The following is a 20,661-nucleotide window of genomic DNA, read 5'->3' as shown; positions in this document are numbered from 1 at the left end:
TCGCCAGCAAGCCGGCTCCCACAGGTTTTGTGCATGACGCTGAAATCCCGGCCAACGAAAATCCACTGTAGGAGCGCGCTTGCCCGCGAATGCGGTCTACCTGTGCCGTCCATTGCGACTGACACACCGCCTTCGCCAGCAAGCCGGCTCACACAGGTTGTGTGCATGAAGCTGAAATCCCGGCCAACGGAAATCCACTGTAGGAGCGCGCTTGCCCGCGATCGGCAGCGCAGCAGTCGTGAAACCTGACGCCCCGGCTTCTCCTGACACACCGAGTGCACCGGTTTGCTGTCGCTTCGCGCCAGATCGCGGGCAAGCGCGCTCCTACACACCTGCGCTGTACGCTGCGACCACCGCATCACGCCCAATCTGGCTTATAATCGCGCGCTCTTGTAGTGCTGCCGGGCCGATCCTGCGGCCCGAAACCGGATCTTTCAATGTTACGAATCACCGAATTCAAACTGCCGCTGGACCACGCGGACGACGAACTGCGCCCCGCACTTCTGCAACGTCTGGCCATCGGCAGCGACGAGCTTCTGGATTTCACCCTGTTCAAGCGCAGCTACGATGCGCGCAAGAAATCCACCGAACTGCAGTTCATTTACACCGTCGACTTCCAGGTGCGCGACGAAGCCGCCCTGCTTCAGCGCCTGAGCCACGACAAACACATCGGCCCGGCCCCGGACGTGAGTTACAAGGTGGTGGGCCACGCCCCTGCCGATCTGAGCGAGCGCCCGCTGGTGGTGGGCTTCGGCCCGTGCGGGATTTTCGCGGGTCTATTGCTGGCGCAAATGGGCTTCAAACCGATCATTCTGGAGCGCGGTACCGAAGTCCGTCAGCGCACCAAGGACACCTGGGGCCTGTGGCGCAAGAATGTGCTCAAACCTGAGTCCAACGTGCAGTTCGGCGAGGGCGGCGCGGGGACGTTTTCCGACGGCAAGCTCTACAGCCAGATCAAAGACCCGAAATTCATCGGCCGCAAGGTCTTGCACGAGTTCGTCAAAGCTGGCGCGCCGGAGGAGATTCTCTACGTCAGCAAACCGCACATCGGTACCTTCCGCCTTACCGGCGTGGTCGAGAACATGCGTCATCAGATCGAAGCGCTGGGCGGCGAAGTGCGTTTTCAGCAGCGCGTCACCGATGTGCTGATCGAAGACGGCCAGATGCAGGGCGTCGTGCTCGACAGCGGCGAGCGCATCGACTCGCGGCACGTCATTCTGGCGCTGGGCCACAGCGCGCGCGACACGTTCCGCATGCTCCACGGCCGCGGCGTGTTCATGGAAGCCAAGCCGTTTTCGGTCGGCTTTCGCATCGAGCACCCGCAAGGCTTGATCGACCGCGCCCGACTGGGCAAGTACGCCGGTCACCCGAAGCTTGGCGCTGCCGATTACAAGCTGGTGCACCACGCCAAAAATGGCCGTTCGGTGTACAGCTTCTGCATGTGCCCCGGTGGCACCGTGGTGGCGGCGACCTCTGAGCCCAACCGCGTCGTCACCAACGGCATGAGCCAGTACTCGCGCAACGAACGCAACGCCAACTCCGGCATTGTCGTGGGCATCACGCCCGAGCAGGATTATCCAGGCAGCCCGCTGGCAGGCATCGAATTGCAGGAGCGTCTGGAATCCCACGCCTACATCATGGGCGGCGAAAACTACGAAGCCCCGGCGCAACTGGTGGGTGATTTCATCGCAGGTAAAGCTTCAACGGCCCTGGGCTCAGTTGAACCTTCCTACAAGCCTGGCGTAAAGCTGACCGACCTTGCCGACGCATTGCCCGCCTTTGCCATCGAAGCCATTCGTGAGGCGCTGCCCGCGTTCGAGAAGCAGATCAGAGGATTTTCGCAGCACGACGCGATCCTCACCGGCATCGAAACGCGCACTTCCTCGCCCCTGCGTATCACCCGTGGCGAAGACATGCAGAGCCTGAACGTCAAAGGTCTGTTCCCGGCGGGGGAAGGCGCGGGCTATGCCGGCGGCATCCTGTCGGCCGGTGTCGACGGCATTCGCATCGCCGAAGGCCTGGCTCGCAGCATGTTGGGTATCACTGGATAAGCCGCTACACGGCAAAGTCTGTGCTGAAACAGCGTGCTGAAATGCAAAACGCCCCGAATGATCGGGGCGTTTTTGCAAGCGGGCTTTTACACCGAGCTCAGGACATCCAGCGCGGTTTAGTGGCTAACGCGACTGGTGCCGTTAACGGTCATGATGCGAACGCGTTCACCCACACGGAAGATCTCGTTTTCCTGAACTTCCTGTACGTAAGCGCGCATGGTGCCGTCGTCTTCACGCACGGTGATCTCGACACCTTGAGCGCGGGTCAGGCCGCCTTCCGCTGCCGAACCCAACAGACCACCGGCGACCGCACCGATCACGGCCGTCACGATGCTGCCGCGACCGCCACCGATGGCGCTGCCACCCACGCCACCGACGATAGCACCGGCACCTGCGCCGATCGGGGTCTTGGTGCCTTCAATCTTCACCGGCCGCAGCGATTCGATAGTACCCAGGCGTACGGTCTGCACCTGACGAGCTTCGTCGCGCGAGTACGAGTCGCCGGTGAGGCTTGAAGTACAGCCGCCCAGCGTCAGCGCCATGGCGGTGAACGAAGCAACCAACAGAACAGACTTGCGCATAACAGTTATCTCCATAGGAACAGGTAGCCATTAGACTCTGCGACACCAATCGATGTCACTGCCCTGTACCGATAATTTACGTTTATTCAGGCGTAATACAGCAACCCGCCGACGTCTACTTCAGTGGACGACCGCGCCGGGGATTGATTCAAAGAAAAGTGTGACAGAGACCTTGGGGTTGAAAGACCGGCAGTCCGAAGACCCGCACTCAGGGCGCGAGGCGCTCGCGCTCCCACTGATCTTCAACCAGACGATAGTTCAGGCGGTCGTGCAGACGGCTTGGACGACCCTGCCAGAACTCGATGCGATCCGGCACCAGACGATAACCGCCCCAGTGATCGGGACAGTCAGGCTGGGTGTCCATAAAACGCGCCTCGGTGTCCTTGAGCAAGCCTTCGAGCTCTTCGCGGTCAGCGATCACCCGGCTTTGCGGCGACGCCCAGGCACCCAGGCGGCTGCCGAGAGGGCGCACCTGAAAATAAGCGTCGGATTCTTCGTGACTGACCCTGGTCACGCGGCCTTCGATGCGCACCTGACGTTCCAGCGCAGGCCAGAAAAAGGTCATGGCAGCGAAAGGTCGGGCGTCCAGCTGCTGACCTTTGGCGCTCTCATAGTTCGAAAAGAACGTAAAACCCTGAGCGTCCACACCTTTGAGCAGCAGGACCCGGCAGTGCGGACGACCGTCGGCGTCGACGGTCGCCAGCGTCATGGCGTTGGCCTCGACTGGCGCTTGCTCGGTTTCGACCGCTTCGTTGAACCAGCGATGAAACAGTGCGAAGGGTTCTTCCGGAGCCTGGGCTTCGGTCAGCCCTTCGCGGGCATAGTTACGACGCATATCGGCCAGACGCTGGCTCATCACTGCCTTCCTTAATCGAGATCCGTTAACAGAATCCCGATCTTAACCTCAGTTGCCGGCTTGAGCATCCGGAGCAGGTTTTTTGGCCGCAGCTTTCGCAGGCGCTGCCTTGGCTTTCGCCGGCGCAGCTTTCTTCACAGGTGCTTTTTTGGCCGCAGGCGCTTTGGCTGCGGAAGCCTTTGTAGAAGCGGCTTTCTTGACCGGTGCGGCCGATTTGACGGGCGCAGCAGCCTTGGTCGGGGCAGCAACCGGTGCCGGAGCCGGCGCGTTGGCCGTTTGCACGGCCAGCAGGGTTGGCGCTGGTGGCAAGTTGTACTTGGCCATCTGGGCGACCATGGTGTCTTGCGGCGTCAGGATGATTTCCACACGACGGTTAAGTGCGCGACCCGGCGCGCTATCGCTGGCTGCACGGGGCATATCGGCGCCCATGCCACGCAGGCTCAGACGGTTACGCTGCAGGCCGCTGAGGCGGAAAATCGCCGCGACCGACTGTGCGCGCTGCTGGCTGATCTTGAGATCGGCATCGGTGGCGACATCGCTGTGGCCCAACACCAGCACGGCGGCGCGAGGGTCGACTTCAACGATCTTGGCCATGCGGCTGATAGGGCCCAGATTGGTCGGCAGGAGCATTTCCGGACGCTTCGGATTGAAGGTGCTGTCGACCGGAGCCGTCACCACGAGGATGTCGTCACGGCGCTCAAGCTGGAACTGGCTGTCCTTGATGGCTTCGCGGACTTTCGGCTCGTTCAGATCCAGCCAGGCCTGGGTCACTTTCGGATCGACCTTGGCAACAGCCGGCGCGGCATCTTTCTTGGCGTCGGTTGCACCGAACGGCCACCACCACTTGTTGGCGTCGCCGGCCTGGGCAACGGGCGGAGCTGCAGCCGGTTGAGTGGCGGCTACTTCCGGTTTCTTCTCGGCTTCGCCGTGGTCAGACCCGAACGGCCAGTACCAGCGCGTACCGGTTTCGGTCTGGGCTTTGGCGACTTGCGCAGCCGCCGGGCTTGGCGCCGGGGCTGGGGCTGCAGGAGCGGCATCGGCGCCCTTGCCTGAACCGAACGACCACCAGTGGTCATTGCTGGCCGACTGATCCTGAGGGGTTTGCGCGCAGCCGGTGACGGCGAGGCAGATGGCGAATGCGAGACTTTTGTTAGCTGACATGGGTGACCCACATGAATAATTGATCAGAAAATGAACGAAGCAGCGCTCATATAACACGCATGAACACCGTTTTGGAAAAAGAAACCGCCCTACGGCTGCGTTATGCAGATTTAACTGACAGTCGGTAGAACAAGCACTTAACAGCGATAGTTATTGCAAACACTCACCAAACACACGCACCAGACGCTGAGCGCGCGGATCCATCAGCACGTAGGGACCGAGGGTGTTTGTCACAAACCCGAACGCCACATCGCGCTCGGGATTGGCAAAACCGACCGAGCCGCCTGCGCCGGGGTGGCCAAATGACTTGGCACCCAGCCCGAACGTCGCGTTGGGCACCGCGGGTTGATCGAGCATGCAGCCCAGACCGAAGCGGGTCTGGGTGAGCAGCGTCTTGTCCTGGCCGATGCTGTGCTCACGGGTCAGTTCGTTGAGCAGGTCGCCGTCCAGCAGGCTGCCATCGAGCAAGCCGCTGTAAAAACCGGCCAGACTGCGTGCGTTGCCATGGCCATTGGCGGCAGGTTGCTGCATGCGCCGCCATTCCGGCTTGTTGGTGCTGGTCATGATCGACGGAGGGTTGGTGAACGCCCTCGCCGTCATGGAAGCAGGCTCGCGCATCGTGGTCTGCAACAGGCGCTGCGCGGACTCATCCCCTGCATTGCCCTTGCCCCTGGCGATGTGGGCAACACGATGAAACTCTTCATCGGCCAGACCGACATGGAAATCCAGGCCCAACGGCCGCGAAATACGCGCAGCGATGGATTCACCCGGACCGCGCCCGTCGGCACGACGAATCATCTCGCCCACCAGCCAGCCGTAGGTGATGGCGGCATAGCCATGGCCCTGCCCCGGCGTCCACCAAGGTTCCTCGGCAGCCAATACGCTGGTCATGGTCTGCCAGTCGTAAAGCGCTTCGGCCGGCAATATTTCACGGATCGCCGGGAGCCCGGCCTGATGGCAGAGCAACTGGCGCAGCGTGATGGACTGTTTGCCGTTGGCCGCGAACTCGGGCCAGAGACGGGCGACGGGCTCATCCAGATTCAGCTTGCCCTCGCCCACCAATTGCAAGGCGGTGACTGCAGTAAAGGTCTTGGTGCAGGAGAAGAGATTGGCGATGGTGTCGCTGTGCCAGACCTCGCCGCCATCCTTGTCTGCCGTGCCCGCCCACAGATCCAGCACCGTCTCGCCGCCGATCTGCACGCAGAGCGCAGCGCCACGCTCCTGCGGGTCGTCGAACAGCGCGGCGAATGCCTCGCGTACGGCCTCAAACTGAAGCTCGAAATGGCCTTGAATCTGCACGGTCTGGCTCTCCGGTCGGGCTGAAAAATGGCGAGCATTGTTCCAGCGATTGAACGCTTTGGGAACCGCCCGGTTAAGGGCGCTTGCCGATCACATCCACGATCTGTGCATTCGCCTTGCGCACCGCGTCGACGAAGCCCTGATACGGCACGTCGGTGATGCCCACCAGCCCGAGATGGCCGTTCTCACCGTCCAGCAATCGGCCGGTGACAGGCTGGTCCAGGTACTGGAACCAGTGCACGCCGACAATAGAAGGCTCGGCCAACGCGCTTTTCAGGAAATTGGCATACGCCGGGCCGCGATCTTCTTCACGCGGCACTTCAATCACCCCGCCCCAGAACGGCCCGCGATCTCGGGAGCCAAAGTGGAACTCACTGACCAACACAGGCTTGTCGAGCACCCGCAGTTTCGCGAAGTCCACGCCATCCTGCGGTTTGAGCGTATAAAAATTGAAGCTCAGTACATCGCAGAACTTGGCGCAGGCTTCGACCGCCTCGGGGCTGGTGACCCCAAAGCGCCCGCCCAGCAGCAGATGGTTCGGCGCATGCCACTTGAGCGCGTCAGAAATGGTTTTGAAATAGGTCTCGGCGAACACACGCTGGAAATACCTGAAGTCGTTTTCGATCTCCGGGTGCTCTGCACTCGGCAGCGGCGGCTCGAAGCCCGGGTCTTCCATCAACTCCCACGCTGCCAAGTGAATACCCCACGCTTTGGACAAACCCTCTTCGTTGCGGTACTTGTCGCGCAACTGCTTGAGAAACGCGCGCTTGGCCGGTACATCGGTGGTCAACTTCAGCGTGCCGTAAGCCAGTGCATAGCGATCCTTCGGATCGTTGCCCGGCGCAGCCCAGGCCAATTCGTTATCGGCGAAATAGCCGATCAGGTACGGGTCGTCGCGATGGTCGCGCGCTGCGATGGCGACGGCCCGCTCGGTGGCCATGGCGAAGCGCGGATCGAAAGGATCCGGCATGCCCCCCCACCAATCAAGACCCGTGCTGATGCTCACGTAGTCGCCAACGATGGACAGCGGCAGCGTGTAGGGCACGCGTTCCTTTTTGCTGCTTTCGAGGTTTTCCAGCGCGGACTCGCTCCAGTTGCCGACGGTGGTGAAGCCCCACGCCTGCAAGCGTTGCAGGGTGTGATCAACCCAGCGTTTGCGGTCCACAATTACCGGCTTGCATTCGATGGCAGGTGCAGGCGCGGCGGTTTTTTCGGGCTGAGGCGCTGGCGCGGTCTGCCCGTTAGAGCCATCGGCAGCGGACGCGGTCGTTGCTGGTGTGGTGGCTGAAGTGCTGGCTGGCGTTTCGTCTTCGTCGTCAGCCGGATCAACAGGCTTTGAGACTTCCACGCACTTCGGCACGCCATAAGTGCGTTGCAGGTTTGCACCATAGAAGTCAAACCAGCGGCCCTGATCGAACTGCCGGTTGCGGTTGGCGCCCGTCTCGCGGTTGTCATCGCCCTTGCCATAGAACGCGGCGAGCGGATCGTCGCTGCCCGGCAGCCCGGTGAACATGGCTTCGCGGCCTTCGACGTAGGTCTGGCTGTCGTCAGCGGAGACGGCGTTTACCCCCAGTGAGTAAAAAGGGTGGCCTTCGGGCGTCACCAAGTACCAGCGCTCGTCGCGCTTCTCGGTGCGGAAAAAGCCCTTCGCTTCGAACGCCGGTCCGTTGAGCAAGCCGCCGTATTTATCGTGGGCAGGACGGTCTTTCAGCCAGGTTTGCAGCTGTTGCTGCTCCTTGCCCGCCAGCGTCTTGAGCTGGTCGTCGCTGGTGACCTTCTCCGGCCACTTGCCCCGGGTGAACTGACCGTAGCCGTCGACGAGGCTGCTGTAGGCAGCGGTTTGCAGTCCATCGCCCTCCTGCACGCCGAACTTTTCGATCAAAACGGACTGCGCAACGTTGGGTTGAGACATCGACACGGTGACCGATGAAACCTCCGCGCTGTTCAGGTCACCTTCGGTGTTGGCCAGCAACACGCGCTGCCCCTCGTAAACCCAAGGCATCGGCGGGCCGGCGCGCATGCCCTGGCTCAGCGGCGAACTGGCCTTGAGCGGCAGCACCAGGGTTTGCGCCGGGCCAGCCGGCAGGTCGATACGGCTGGTGAGGATTTTGCCGTCGCGGCTTTCGATCTGCACGTACACCGTCAATGCCCAGTCCATCGCGCTCTGAAGGCGCAAGGTCATGGCGCTGTCGTTACTCCAGTCCCAGACGCCGGTCTGCGGGGTCAGTCGTAGGCTGGGTTTGGCGACCGGGTTGAAAACCACCCGGCGCAGCACTTCGCCTTCAGCCGTCTGTTCAGCGTTGGCCTGGGGAAAGCCGGCATCCTGAGTCGTGACCTTCACCACGTCGGCGGGCCGGACGAAATTGAACAGCGTCTGCTGTACGTCGGGCGCGGCGTGGGCCATGCCGGCGCACAGCGTGGCGAAGATGGCGGGCAGTGAACGGCGAATCATGTGTTCTGAAGCTCCTTGATCGTCTGAGGCCCGGAGCACGACAGGGGGCGCGCGCATCCGGGCGGACCGAGTTTAAGACCGGTCAACCGTGTTTCATTTGCAACACGGGGTCAGGAAATTTCGCGCCGGAATGGCGGCAGTGCGTTGAGGATGGCTTTGCCATAGCGTTGGGTCACGACCCGGCGATCCAGCAGCGTGATGATGCCGCGATCCTGTTCAGTACGCAGCAGACGACCGCAGGCCTGGATCAGGCGCAGCGAGGCGTCGGGAACGGCGATTTCCATGAACGGATTGCCGCCTCGCGCTTCGATCCATTCGGCCAGAGCGGCTTCGACCGGATCATCCGGCACGGCGAAGGGAATCTTGGCGATCACTACGTGCTCGCAGTAGGCGCCCGGCAGGTCGACCCCTTCAGCGAAGCTCGCCAACCCGAACAGCACGCTTTCATCGCCACCGTCGACCCGCGCCTTGTGCTTGTTGAGGGTTTCCTGTTTGGACAGATTGCCTTGAATGAACACTCGCTTGCGCCAGTCCCGCTCCAGCCCGTCGAACACTTCCTGCATCTGTTTGCGCGACGAAAACAGCACCAGTGTGCCTTTGGAGCCTTCGACCAGATTCGGCAGTTCACGGATGATGGCGGCCGTATGTTCGGCGGCGTTGCGAGGGTCGGCTTTGAGGTCCGGCACGCGCAAGACGCCGGCGTCGGCATGGTGAAACGGACTCGGCACCACGGCGGTGACGGCGTCTTTCGGCAGGCCGGCGCGCATGCGGAAACGGTCGAACTTGCCCAGCGCGGTCAGGGTGGCCGAGGTCACCAGCGCGCCGTAGGCGACGTTCCAGAGGTTGCGGCGCAGCATTTCGGCGGCCAGGATCGGGCTGGCGTTGACCTCGATGTCGAACAGCGAGCCGCTGTCGGCCAGGGTGAGCCAGCGCGCCATGGGCGGGCTGTTTTCCGGGTCTTCGGCGGTGAAGGCGGTCCACAATTCCCAGTTGCCGTGAGCGCGGGCCAGCAAGCTGCCGAACAGCGGATACCATTCTTCCGCCTGATGGCTGGCGATGCCGATGTTGACCTCGCCATCCATGCCTTCTTTAAGCAGTTCGGTCAGGCGCGTGAACAAATCGTCGAGCCGGGAGAAGCCTTTTTTCAGCTCGATGCCCATCTCGCGCATGTGTTCGGGGACCACACCGCCGACGAAACGATGGCGCGGACGCTCGCGGCCTTCCATGTCTTCGCCTTGCTTGAAGTCGGCAAGCTGCTCGCAGGCGGTGAACATGAACTGCTGCTGGGTCTTGATCTCCCGGGCCAGCTCGGGCACCTGCTCGATCAGCTTGCCCAGGTCGCCCGGCAGCGGGTGCTGGGCGAGCAATTTGGTGAGGTTCTTGGCGGTTTGCTCAAGCCAGTCGGCGGTGGAGCGCAGGCGACTGAAATGGGCGAAGTGGCCGATCGCCTTGTCTGGCAGGTGATGGCCTTCGTCGAACACGTACAGGGTGTCACGGGGATCGGGCAGGACCGCACCGCCACCCAGCGCGAGGTCAGCGAGGACCATGTCGTGGTTGGTGACGATGACGTCGACTTTGCCCATGCCCTCGCGAGCTTTATAAAAGGCGCACTGCTGGAAGTTCGGGCAATGGCGGTTGGTGCACTGACTGTGATCGGTGGTCAGGCGCGCCCAGTCCTGGTCGGCCAGTTCCTGGGGCCAGCTGTCGCGGTCGCCGTCCCATTTGTTGCCGGCGAGCTTTTCGATCATGGTGGTAAAGAGCTTCTGACTGGCCTCGTCCACTTCGATCTTGAAGCCTTCTTCCTCGAACAGCTGTGCGGTCGCGCTCTGGGCGTCGCCTTCCTGCAGCAGCATGTCGAGTTTGGACAGGCACATGTAGCGGCCACGGCCTTTGGCCAGCGCGAACGTGAAGTTCAAGCCGCTGTTGCGCATCAGGTCGGGCAGGTCTTTGTAGACGATCTGCTCCTGCAGGGCGACCGTCGCGGTGGCGATGACCAGGCGCTTGCCCGCAGCCTTGGCGGTCGGAATGGCTGCAATGGCGTAGGCCACGGTTTTACCGGTGCCGGTCCCCGCCTCGACCGCTACCACGGCGGGATCACCCGAACGGCGGCCTTCTTCGTCGGTGTCGACGTCGCCCAGTACCTTCGCCACTTCAGCGATCATCAGGCGCTGGCCGTAACGAGGCTTGAGGCTCTTGGCTTCGAGGAAACGCGAGTAGGCGCCCTGAATCTGGGATTTGAGTTCGGTGCTGATCATGGGCTGGGTCGTTGGCTCGGCGTCACGGGTGCTGAATGAAAACACGAAAACCGCTGGATATATCTTCAGTAGTCGCAGCGGGCGGCTATCATACCGCGCTAATTCTTTCTGCGCAGATCGGAGTTCTCGATGTCACCTGTAGCCTTTGTCTACGCCTTGCATGTGCTAGCAGCGATTGTGTGGGTAGGAGGGATGTTTTTCGCGTGGATGATTCTTCGACCAGCGGTCATTGCCGCTCTGGAGGGCCCGGCCCGGCTGAAGCTGTGGCTGCAAGTATTGCCGCGTTTCTTCGTGTGGGTCTGGTGCGCCGTGATCATGCTGCCGGTGACCGGGATCGGCATGATCAACGTCAACTTCAGCGGCTTTCAGACCGCGCCCCGTTATGTTCAGGTAATGATGGGGCTGTATGTGGTGATGGTGGCGTTGTTTCTGCGCGTTTCGACGCTGAACCTGCCGCAGCTGCGCAAGGCTGTGCTTGCCGAGCAATGGGCGGATGGAGCGGCCGCGATGGGGGGAATTCGGCGTCTGGTGGGGATCAATCTGATGATAGGTGTGGCTGTTGTGGCGATCGCTGCCATCAGGCCAATGTTCTGATGCGCGGGCAGAGCCTGCTGCCGAAAGGCGGGTTAACCCGCCAGGCATTTAGCGGTTTGGATACCGTCTTCGTGAGCAGGCTCAGTCCCACAACACTTATAAGTTGCGAACCACGATAGCGCCCGTTGGCCCTACTGCACCGGACTGACCCTTTTCGCCGTTCTTGCCGGACTTGGCGCCGTCAGCGCGATACACCACGCAGCCCTTGGACGCGCCGCCTTTGCCGCCGCGGCCACCGTCGCCGCCAATCCCGCCGGCGCCGCCCTGAACGTTGACCTTGATGCGTTCATTGCCGAAAGTCGCCGGCAGCTCGAGACGAACGATCGCACCCGGCGCGCCGTCACGGCCGTTGCCGCCATTGTCGCCGTCGATCCCGCGACTGGCGGAACCCCAGGTGCAGCCCGGATCGATGCCGTTGCCGCCGTCGAGGCCGACGTAACCGGGCGAGCCTGCGCCGCCGCGGGCGTCGACGAAGAGTTGGTCAGCGTTGAGTTGTTCGATCCGCAGGTTGAGGTTGCGGCCTGGGGTTGGTGCTTTTTCGAAAGTGCCCGGAGCGCCACGCGCGGTGATTTCGGCGCCGCTGCCGAGGTCGCCCTGTTTGACTTGCAGGCTGAACGGCTCGGCGCTCGGGACGATGGCAATGCGTGATTCGTGGCCCATGATGAGTTGACCGACTTTGACTTCGGTGAGCCCGGCCGGGATCAGGAGGGTGCCGTAGTCGGCGACTTCGAGTCGGTCCAGTTGCAATACGCTGGTTTTGGAGGGCAGGCGCATGAGCGAGTGGGTTTCGACGGAGATGGTCTGGGCCATGATCCAGGGGCTGGTCAGGGCGGACAGCAGGCCTGCCGTCATCAGCATCGCGTTACGCATGGTGTACCTCCGCCAGTGGGCGTTTGAATGTGTTCAGGTGAAATAGGCCGAAGAGCAGAATCTTGAGGCGATCGCGCCAGGGATGGGGGCGGCCGCGCAGGCTGGCGTTGTAGCTGATCAGTTCGATGAGGTGGGTGAGCAGCAAGAGGCCGCCTGCCAGTTTGAACAGTAGGTCGAAGGGATGCGGCATGGCGATGGTCAGGCTGGTGATTACCAGTAGCCAGAATGCTGTTGTCAGTACTTTCCCTGTTCCCCAAATCACACTCATGTTGTGCCTCTGCTGTTTTTGGTTTTGTGCGGTGAAAACGGTTTGCGCACAGTACGGTGAGGCGGGGGACTATGCCAGAGGCAGGCTTTAAAGTTTCTGGTGTTTGACGGCATGGATTGAGTGAATATCCGTTATCTGTGTTTGGCGGGATTAGGGTTCCGCCCTTACGGCGGGTCACTTTTGGCAAAAGCGCCCCAAAAGTAACCAAAAACGCTTTGCTCCTGGTTGGGTTCCTCCTTCGTCGGAATACCTTCACTCCGGTCTCGCTCCGTGGGCACGCGCCGAACGGACATCCATGTCCTGACGGCGCTCTCGCCGCATCCATGCGGCTCGGCCCACTGCGCGAGACCTCCGTTCAGCCTGCACCCAAGTCGCGTTTGGCGGTGTCTGGGCTTTTTGCGTATGAAGATCAAAAGCGGTAAAGCAGAGCAACAGCTTCCCGGCTGAAGCCGGTCCCACTGAATGCACACGCGTTTTTAGTGGGACCGGCTTTAGCCGGGAAGGGGCCGGTCTGGACAATGGTTTTCTTGAATAGGAAGCTGAATGCCAGGAATAAAAAAACCCCGGCTTTCAAACCGGGGCTTCCTTTAACGCTTCAACCTTGTCTTAACGGTTGATTTTGATCTCGACCCGACGGTTCAGCGATCGGCCGTCGGCGGTTTTGTTGTCGGCCACCGGGCGGGCTTCGCCGTCACCTTCGACGGACGCGAACGAGGCGCGCGGGATGCCGGCGCTGACGAGGTAGTCGGTCACCGATTGCGCACGTTTTTGCGACAGTTTCTGGTTGTAGGCATCGCTGCCCACGCTGTCAGTGTGGCCGCTGACGTGAAGTTGCACGTTCGGGGCCTCGGTTTTGAGTTTGGTCGCGACCATGTCCAGTTGCTGTTTGTCACCCGGTGTCAGCGTGGCTTTGTTGAACTCGAAGTGCACATCACGAATGGTGATGATTTCTTCTTTCGGCAGCACCACCGGCGCGGCCATCGGTTCAGGCGCCGGTGTCACGATCGGGCAACCGGTCGCATCGACCGGGGTGCCTTTCGGCGTGTCCGGGCATTTGTCCCTGCTGTTGAGGACGCCGTCGCCGTCATCATCGCCATCCCCATGGACCCAGCAATACGCGCCAGCCATGACGCCTACCGCAGCACCGAAGCCTGCCGCAACCGAGGCAGACTGGAAGGCGCCGATCGCTGCGCCGCTCAGTGCGCCACCGGCCGCACAGAGAGGCCAGTCGGTCTTTTGCAAGCCCGCACAACCCGTCAATACACTGGTAACCAGAATTAGAGGTAACGCTGTCCGAATCATGCTCATACGTTTCTTCTCCTTTGGTATCGGCTAAAACCGACTGGAATGCAGTAAAGACGCGAGTGGGGCCGTTCGCCACCCTGATTTCAGGGGTTTACGGTGTTTCACCGCACAATTCGGACTCATCTGTGGCGAATAGCCTTTTGCTTTTACTCCGTACGCTTCGTCATATCACGAACTCAAAGCGTTCAAGCACTAGGCCATCGAAGTTCAGCACGATAACCTTGCCCGCCTGACCGAGGAACTCCAATGACCGATCGCTTCTCCAGCCGCACGCCGCAACAGGCCCTCGCCGCCCTGCTCGACCTCCATGCGCCGAAACGTCTGCTACTGGTTGGCGCCGAGACTTTTCCGGCATTGCAGGCCTTTCAAGAGGCGCATCCGCAGACTGAACTGGCCAAGGCGACGCCCGGTCTTTTGCCCGCAGACCTGGCAGGTCAGCGCTTCGATCTGGCGCTGGTGGTGGACTGCCTGGAGCACATACCCAAGCGTACGGGGCTGGAGTTGTTGGGCGGTATCCGCAACCTCAATGCCAGCCGGATCGCCGTGCTGGCCGATCTCGATGCCTGCGCCTGGCAGTCCACCGATTTCTATTCGCTGGCACTCCAGGCCAGTGAACGGTTTTCCCGGGATGAACAAGTGCTTACGCTGTTCACCTACGATCTGCGCGAATACAAACAGGTGCCGGACTGGCTGAACGCCAGGTTCTGGGCCAATCCTGAGAATTACGGCAAGTATTGGTGGTGAGAGACGCATCATGAGCAGCGCAATATGCCCTTGCGGTAGCGGCAATCTTCTCGACGGTTGCTGCGGTCGCTATCACGCCGGTCAGCCCGCGCCGTGCGCCGAAGCGCTGATGCGTTCGCGCTACAGCGCTTATGTGCTGGGGTTGGTGGATTATTTGCTGGACACCACATTGCCGGCACAGAAAGCCGGGCTGGATCGTGACGCGATCAGCCAGTGGAGCGCCCGAAGCACCTGGCTGGGCCTTGAAGTCGAAGGCGCCGAGTTGATCGGCGGCCAGCCTGAACATGCATTCGTGACCTTCACCGCCCGCTGGCACGATGCCGACGGGGAGCATTGTCATCGCGAGCGCTCGGCGTTTGTGCAGCATGACGGACGCTGGTATTTCATCGACCCGACGGTGTCGATCAAAGCCGGTCGTAACGACGCCTGCCCCTGCGGCAGTCAGCAGAAATTCAAGAAGTGCTGTTCGGCTTATCTCTCCTGACCTTCATAACAGTAACGCGGGTCACCACTCAGACACAGGCAGTCCTCAGACCAGTCTGATGTGGGAAACGTCCGGCACCAGCACCTGCTCAAGCGGCTTGTCCTGACCCAGATCAGCGCCAGCCGGTGCCAGGCTCAAGCCGGACAGGTCAAGCTGCGGCGCACGCGCCGGCATCTTCGGATCCTGCACGTCCTGGCCCGGTTCGGAGAGCGTGAAGTCAGGCGCCTCGACGTCCACAAATGCAGCCATGTACACATCGCGCGGTTTGACGCTGGCTTTCCGCGTCGGGGTGGCGTCGTTGGGCGGCGGGGTCAGGCTTGAAGCCTTGCGCGTCCAGGTCGGCTCGTCCGGCGGCGGCGCCAGTTCAACTTCTTCCACCTCGACCAGACCCGGCGCCTCCGCGACCTGCACCATCGACACGACCTGGGCCATGGCCCCGGCGCGTTCGAGGGTCGAACGGTACTTTTCGGCAGCCGCGTCATCAAGGTTGTTCTTCAGCACCAGGCGACGGCCGGAGAACAGCAAAGCGATCCGCTGAGCGTCCGCCTGAAACAGCTTTGCCAGGTTGGCCTTGACCAGATCCGGCTGCGCGCCGGGCACCAGTTGGCCGGAAAATACGATTTCGTAGCGCTGCATGGTCAATACTCCTTCGACACATGGCGCGAGTATGGCGCAGGCTGTGGCGAACGGCGAGTCACGTGAAGTGGCGGTCAGACCGTGCATAAAGGGAGCGACCCATGAAGTTTGCAGCACACGTCCTCAGAATCGCAGGTCTCTTCGCGCTCCTCGCGCTGTCGGGCTGCTCGACCTGGATAACCGGCGGCTTCGAAGACCCCGACGTCAAGCTGCTGAAAGTTGAAGTGGTCAAGGCGAAGTTGCTGCGCCAGGATTTCAAGCTGCGCTTCAGGGTCGATAACCCCAACGATTCCAGCCTGTTGGTCCGGGGCCTGCGCTATAAAATCCTGCTCAACGATATGTTGCTCAGCGAAGGCGTCTACAGCGACTGGTTCATCGTCAAAGCCAACAGCCACAAAAACTTTTCCGTGCCGATCCGCACCAATCTGTGGGAACACCTAAAGGACATCTCCAAGGTGCTCGGCAAAGCCAATCAGCCGGTGCATTACCGGCTGGAAGGCAAACTCAAAACCGGATTTTTATTCGGACACAGCGTGCGCATCGGGCGTAATGGCGACATAATCCCCGGCGATTTGATTCCGGAGTGACCCCATGAACCAGCAAGCCCACGTGCACGGTCCTGATTGTGACCACGATCACGACCATCACGATCACCCTCATGACCACGGCCACGTGCACGGCCCCCATTGCGGCCACGCGCCTCAAGAGCCCGTACGCAACACGCTCAAGGACGTTGGTCGCAACGATCCTTGCCCTTGCGGCAGCGAGAAAAAATTCAAGAAATGCCACGGCGCATAATCGCCCGAGCACGTTCTACGGTCTGAATCTTCAGGCCGTTTTCATTTGTGCGAGGGACGTCCGAAGGCGTAAAACAAGTGCAGTCTTAACGGCACTCGTGATGACTTCACCTGGAGCGCGCAATGATCGACCTGCATTACTGGACCACCCCCAACGGCCACAAAGTCTCGATCTTCCTCGAAGAAGCGGGCCTGCCGTACAAGATATTTCCGGTCAACATCGGCGCGAACGAGCAGTTCGAATCCGATTTTCTGAAGATCTCCCCCAACAACAAGATTCCGGCCATCGTCGATCACGAACCTGCTGACGGCGGCCAACCGCTGAGCCTGTTCGAGTCCGGCGCGATCTTGCTGTACCTGGCCGAGAAGACCGGCCGGTTCATGGCGACAGACCTGCGCGGCCGCCAGGAAACCCTGCAGTGGCTGTTCTGGCAAATGGGTGGCCTGGGCCCGATGGCCGGTCAGAATCACCATTTCAACCGGTTCGCCGAAGAGAAGATTCCCTACGCGATAAAGCGTTACGTCGACGAAACCGCGCGCTTGTACGGCGTATTGAATGAGCGTCTGGCTGATCGCACCTTTGTTGCGGGCGAGGACTACGGCATTGCAGACATGGCGATCTACCCATGGATCGTGCCGCATACGTTTCAGAAGCAGAACCTGGATGACTTCCCACACCTCAAGCGCTGGTTTGACGCCGTGGCCAATCGCGACGCAGTGAAGCGGGCCTACGCGCTGGTCGACAAGATCAATCCGCCGAAGCAGTAATCCCAGGGTCGACAGGGTTCAGGGGGACACGCTGATATCCCCTCTGAAACCCGAAAATAAACTCCCTCCCCCTGCTTGCGTGACGCCCGCCTGCTCTCTAACGTAGCGCCTTTTCTACGCCCACCCCCGCAGGAGCTACATCATGGCCTCGCCAGCCCTTTCGACTTTGAAGACGCGCATGAGCGCGGCCGCTGCCATGATCGGGCTCTTGAGCCTGGCCGGTTGCCAGCTGGGCGGTGAAGACCGCGACAGCCTGCCGCCTGCCAGCGGGGTGTTTGCCATTAAAGGGCTGGCACAGAACGTCTCGATTCGCCGCAACAATCTGGGCATGCCGCTGATTGAGAGCAGCACGTTCCATGACGCGCTGTTCACCCTCGGCTATGTCCACGCCAGCGATCGCGTTACGCAAATGATGCAAATGCGCCTGCTTGCTCAGGGCCGGCTGTCGGAAATCGCGGGGCCGGGCGCCCTCGATCTCGACCGCATGATGCGCGCCGCCAACCTCAAACAGACCGCAGGCCAGCTGTACGCGGCCTCATCGCCGCGCCTGAAACGCTTCTTCGAGGTGTACGCGCGCGGCGTCAACGCCTACCTGTTCCGCTATCGCGACAAGCTGCCGGCTGACCTCGCCGATTCAGGTTACAAACCTGAATACTGGAAGCCGGAGGACTCGGCGCTGATCTTCAGCCTGCTCAATTTCAGCCTGTCGGTGAACCTGCAGGAGGAGATTTCCTCGCTGGTGCTGGCGCAGAAAGTCGGTGCGGACAAACTGGCCTGGCTGCTGCCGACCTATCCCGACGAAGCGCTGCCCTTCGCTGAAGCCGACAAGCTCAAAGGCCTGAACCTGGGCAGCCAACTGCCGGGCCTGAGCGACCTGGACAAAGCGGCGCTGCAGCTTTCCGACCTCAACTTGCTGGGCGTTTCGGCGTCGAACAACTGGGTGATCTCACCGCAACGCGCGCGCGCTGGCAAAAGTCTGCTGGCCACTGACAGCCAGCTGGCGCCGACCTTGCCGTCGATGTGGAATTTCGTGCAGATCCGCTCGCCGAAATACCAGGCCGCAGGCGCGACCGTTGCGGGATTGCCGCTGGTCTTGTCCGGCTTCAACGGCAAACTGGCCTGGGGCATGGGGCCGGCAATGGGCGACAACCAGGACCTGTTCCTGGAGAAGCTCAAGCGCGAAAACAACCGCCTGATGGTGATGGCCGACGGCAAATGGGTCGCGGCAGGCGCCCACGAGGAAACCTACTTCGTCAAAGGCCAGAGCCCGGTGCGCGAGCCCGCCTACGAAACACGCCACGGCCCGCTGCTCAACGCAAGTTCGGCGCAGCTGGCCAGTGGCCTGGGCATCGCCTTGCAGACGCCAGACGCCAAAGACGACAAAACCCTCGACGCCCTCTTCGATCTGACCCGCGCGCAAAACGTGCAGCGCGCCTTTGACACCACACGGGAAATCCGCGCCATCACCTTGAACATGGTGTTCGCCGATGCCTCGAACACCGGCTGGCAGGTCACCGGCAAATACCCGAACCGCCGTGACGGGCTCGGCCTGATTCCGTCGCCGGGCTGGGACGGCCGATTCGACTGGGACGGCTATGCTGACGCGATGCTGCACCCGTACGATCAGGATTCGCAGCAAGGCTGGATCGCCACCGCCAACCAGCGCACGGTCCCGAAAGGCTATGGCATGCAGCTGTCCAATTCCTGGGACTACCCGGAGCGTGCCGAGCGCATCGCCGAACTGGCCAGCGCCGGCAAACAGGACACCCGCAGCACCGTCGCCATGCAATACGACCAGACCACGACCTTCGCCGCCAAACTGAAGAAAATGTTCTCCGCGCCCGGGATGTCTGCGCCGCTCAAGCAAGCCATCGACGCCCTGCCAGCGCCAGACCGCGACAAAGCCCGCGAAGCCTTGGGCCGCCTGATGGCGTTCGACGGCCGGTTGTCGCCAGGCTCGGCTGATGCGGCGATTTACGAACTGTTCCTGCAGGAAAGTGCGCGTCAGACCTTCCTTGACGAACTCGGCCCGGAAACCAGCCCTGCCTGGAAAGCGCTGGTGCAAGGCGCGGACTTGTCCTACTCGCCCCAGGCGGATCACCTGCTGGGCCGCGAAGACAGTCCGTATTGGGACGACGTGAAAACGCCGCAGAAAGAAGACAAACCCGCCATCCTCGCCCGCAGCCTCGCCGCTGCAATCAGCGTCGGTGAAGCCCAACTCGGCGCCGATCACAAAGCCTGGCAGTGGGGCAAACTGCACCCGATTACCTGGACCGCCCAAAGCGCCCAACTGACCGCAGCACTGAGCGGCAACAAGGCAAGCGTGCTCAAAGGCCCGATCGCCACCGGCGGCGACCACACCACCCTCAACGCGTCGGGCTTCCACTGGGGCCAGGACTTCAACGCCGCCGTCGTCCCGGCCATGCGCATCATCGTCGACTTCGCCCAACAAGAACCGATGATGGCGCAAAACGCCGCCGGCCAATCCGGCAACCCCGCCAGCCCGTACAACGCCAACGGCATCGAACCCTGGATGAAAGGCCTGTACATGTCCGTGCCGATGCAACCGGAAAACTTCGAAAAAGCCTACGGCAAGCAGCGCCTGACACTGACGCCCGGGAAGTGAATGCCCCTTGACCCGGGATGACGCAGAGCGTCCCGGGCTGCATTCCCACGCAGAGCGTGGGGAACGATCAAGTGTTTAGCCTTGGGAAGAAGTGGCGCCTGAAATGGCCCCTTCCCGGCTGAAGCCGGTCCCACTAACAGCAGCGCGTGCATCCAAGGTTGATCGTGCCTGAAATGGCCCCTTCGCGGCTAAAGCCGGTCCCACTAACAGCAGCGCGTGCATACAAGGTTGATGGTGCCTGAAATGGCCTCTTCCCGGCTGAAGCCGGTCCCACTAACAGCAGCGCGTGCATCCAAGATTGATGGTGCCTGAAATGGCCTCTTCCCGGCTGAAGCCGGTCCCACTAACAGCAGCGCGTGCATCCAAGATTGATGGTGCCTGAAATGGCCCCTTCCCGGCTGAAGCCGGTCCCACTAACAGCAGCGCGTGCATCCAAGATTGATGGTGCCTGAAATGGCCCCTTCCCGGCTGAAGCCGCTCCCACTAACAGCAGCGCGTGCATCCAAGATTGATGGTGCCTGAAATGGCCTCTTCCCGGCTGAAGCCGCTCCCACTAACAGCAGCGCGTGCATCCAAGATTGATGGTGCCTGAAATGGCCCCTTCCCGGCTGAAGCCGCTCCCACTAACAGCAGCGCGTGCATACAAGATTGATGGTGCCTGAAATGGCCTCTTCCCGGCTAAAGCCGGTCCCACTAAAAAAGCACACCACGTACCGTCAGTGGGACCGGCTTTAGCCGGGAAGCTTTTGATCTGCTTTTGATCTTCGTACGCAAGAAGTCCGGACACCATAAATCGCGACTTTGGTGCAGGCTGAACGCAGGTCTCGCGCAGTGGGCCGAGCGGCATGGATGCCGCGAGAGCCGCCCCCCGCCATGGATGGCGGATGGCGGCGGGCCCACGGAGCGAGACCGGA

The 20,661-nt window shown here is 61.5% G+C and carries 18 protein-coding genes; 8 read left to right on the top strand and 10 right to left on the bottom strand.

Annotation, left to right across the window (positions count from 1 at the left end):
- The first annotated feature begins 437 nt into the window (after positions 1–437).
- Entirely contained in the window at positions 438–2,051 is a 1,614-nt protein-coding gene (locus ACYAR8_RS21410) for an NAD(P)/FAD-dependent oxidoreductase (RefSeq protein WP_074891639.1), read from the top strand.
- Positions 2,052–2,167: 116 nt separating this feature from the next.
- Here ACYAR8_RS21410 and ACYAR8_RS21405 read toward each other — a convergent pair whose 3' ends face one another.
- The 6 genes from ACYAR8_RS21405 to dinG all read right to left on the bottom strand — a co-directional run bounded on the left by ACYAR8_RS21405 (position 2,168) and on the right by dinG (position 10,655).
- A complete protein-coding gene (locus ACYAR8_RS21405) occupies positions 2,168–2,632 on the bottom strand; it encodes an outer membrane lipoprotein (RefSeq protein WP_037012225.1) in 465 nt (154 codons plus the stop codon).
- A 208-nt stretch (positions 2,633–2,840) separates the two neighbouring features.
- Positions 2,841–3,488 carry a pyridoxamine 5'-phosphate oxidase gene (gene pdxH / locus ACYAR8_RS21400; protein WP_463580989.1) on the bottom strand — a complete coding sequence of 216 codons (648 nt, stop codon included), beginning with the start codon at positions 3,486–3,488 and terminating at the stop codon, positions 2,841–2,843.
- A 48-nt stretch (positions 3,489–3,536) separates the two neighbouring features.
- Positions 3,537–4,649, bottom strand: coding sequence for an OmpA family protein (locus tag ACYAR8_RS21395; RefSeq protein WP_463580988.1), 1,113 nt, complete (start codon positions 4,647–4,649; stop codon positions 3,537–3,539).
- 150 nt (positions 4,650–4,799) lie between these two features.
- Positions 4,800–5,948 (bottom strand): serine hydrolase domain-containing protein, encoded by a 1,149-nt coding sequence (locus ACYAR8_RS21390; RefSeq protein ID WP_463580987.1) that lies wholly within the window; start codon positions 5,946–5,948, stop codon positions 4,800–4,802.
- Between the two features lie 73 nt (positions 5,949–6,021).
- Positions 6,022–8,400 (bottom strand): beta-agarase, encoded by a 2,379-nt coding sequence (locus tag ACYAR8_RS21385; protein ID WP_463580986.1) that lies wholly within the window; start codon positions 8,398–8,400, stop codon positions 6,022–6,024.
- Positions 8,401–8,510: 110 nt separating this feature from the next.
- Complete coding sequence (gene dinG, locus ACYAR8_RS21380; RefSeq protein ID WP_463580985.1) at positions 8,511–10,655, bottom strand: ATP-dependent DNA helicase DinG; 2,145 nt, start codon at positions 10,653–10,655, stop codon at positions 8,511–8,513.
- Between the two features lie 129 nt (positions 10,656–10,784).
- Here dinG and ACYAR8_RS21375 point away from each other — a divergent pair, with 129 nt between their 5' ends.
- Positions 10,785–11,249, top strand: a complete 465-nt coding sequence (locus ACYAR8_RS21375; RefSeq protein WP_463580984.1) for a CopD family protein — start codon at positions 10,785–10,787, stop codon at positions 11,247–11,249.
- Positions 11,250–11,345: 96 nt separating this feature from the next.
- Here the strand turns inward: ACYAR8_RS21375 and ACYAR8_RS21370 are convergent, their stop codons facing one another.
- The 3 genes from ACYAR8_RS21370 to ACYAR8_RS21360 all read right to left on the bottom strand — a co-directional run bounded on the left by ACYAR8_RS21370 (position 11,346) and on the right by ACYAR8_RS21360 (position 13,695).
- On the bottom strand, positions 11,346–12,119 hold the full coding sequence (locus ACYAR8_RS21370) for a hypothetical protein (RefSeq protein ID WP_108120584.1): 774 nt from the start codon (positions 12,117–12,119) through the stop codon (positions 11,346–11,348).
- On the bottom strand, positions 12,112–12,387 hold the full coding sequence (locus ACYAR8_RS21365; RefSeq protein ID WP_074891627.1) for a DUF1145 domain-containing protein: 276 nt from the start codon (positions 12,385–12,387) through the stop codon (positions 12,112–12,114). The genes ACYAR8_RS21370 and ACYAR8_RS21365 overlap by 8 nt, the downstream gene beginning before the upstream one ends.
- Positions 12,388–12,993: 606 nt before the next feature.
- Positions 12,994–13,695 carry a PA1041 family peptidoglycan-binding anchor lipoprotein gene (locus ACYAR8_RS21360; protein ID WP_074891623.1) on the bottom strand — a complete coding sequence of 234 codons (702 nt, stop codon included), beginning with the start codon at positions 13,693–13,695 and terminating at the stop codon, positions 12,994–12,996.
- A gap of 243 nt (positions 13,696–13,938) precedes the next feature.
- On the opposite strand from ACYAR8_RS21360, the gene ACYAR8_RS21355 reads away from it, so the two are divergent.
- Both ACYAR8_RS21355 and ACYAR8_RS21350 read left to right on the top strand, forming a co-directional pair.
- Positions 13,939–14,436, top strand: coding sequence for a DUF6231 family protein (locus ACYAR8_RS21355; protein ID WP_074891621.1), 498 nt, complete (start codon positions 13,939–13,941; stop codon positions 14,434–14,436).
- Between the two features lie 10 nt (positions 14,437–14,446).
- Complete coding sequence (locus ACYAR8_RS21350) at positions 14,447–14,920, top strand: YchJ family protein (protein ID WP_463580983.1); 474 nt, start codon at positions 14,447–14,449, stop codon at positions 14,918–14,920.
- Positions 14,921–14,965: 45 nt separating this feature from the next.
- Here ACYAR8_RS21350 and ACYAR8_RS21345 read toward each other — a convergent pair whose 3' ends face one another.
- Positions 14,966–15,556, bottom strand: coding sequence for a hypothetical protein (locus tag ACYAR8_RS21345; protein ID WP_074891617.1), 591 nt, complete (start codon positions 15,554–15,556; stop codon positions 14,966–14,968).
- A gap of 101 nt (positions 15,557–15,657) precedes the next feature.
- Here ACYAR8_RS21345 and ACYAR8_RS21340 point away from each other — a divergent pair, with 101 nt between their 5' ends.
- The 4 genes from ACYAR8_RS21340 to ACYAR8_RS21325 all read left to right on the top strand — a co-directional run bounded on the left by ACYAR8_RS21340 (position 15,658) and on the right by ACYAR8_RS21325 (position 19,747).
- The gene (locus ACYAR8_RS21340; protein ID WP_074891616.1) at positions 15,658–16,143 is read left to right on the top strand and encodes an LEA/WHy family protein; all 486 of its coding nucleotides are present in this window, start codon (positions 15,658–15,660) and stop codon (positions 16,141–16,143) included.
- A 4-nt stretch (positions 16,144–16,147) separates the two neighbouring features.
- Complete coding sequence (locus ACYAR8_RS21335; protein WP_074891614.1) at positions 16,148–16,354, top strand: SEC-C metal-binding domain-containing protein; 207 nt, start codon at positions 16,148–16,150, stop codon at positions 16,352–16,354.
- Positions 16,355–16,476: 122 nt separating this feature from the next.
- Positions 16,477–17,121, top strand: a complete 645-nt coding sequence (locus tag ACYAR8_RS21330) for a glutathione binding-like protein (RefSeq protein WP_463580982.1) — start codon at positions 16,477–16,479, stop codon at positions 17,119–17,121.
- 142 nt (positions 17,122–17,263) lie between these two features.
- Positions 17,264–19,747 carry a penicillin acylase family protein gene (locus ACYAR8_RS21325; protein WP_463580981.1) on the top strand — a complete coding sequence of 828 codons (2,484 nt, stop codon included), beginning with the start codon at positions 17,264–17,266 and terminating at the stop codon, positions 19,745–19,747.
- The last annotated feature ends 914 nt before the right edge of the window (positions 19,748–20,661 follow it).

It is taken from the genome of Pseudomonas sp. HP_01 (genome assembly GCF_055284355.1).
Note: the sequence above shows the minus strand (reverse complement) of the source record. Positions and strands in the feature narration are given on the sequence as shown.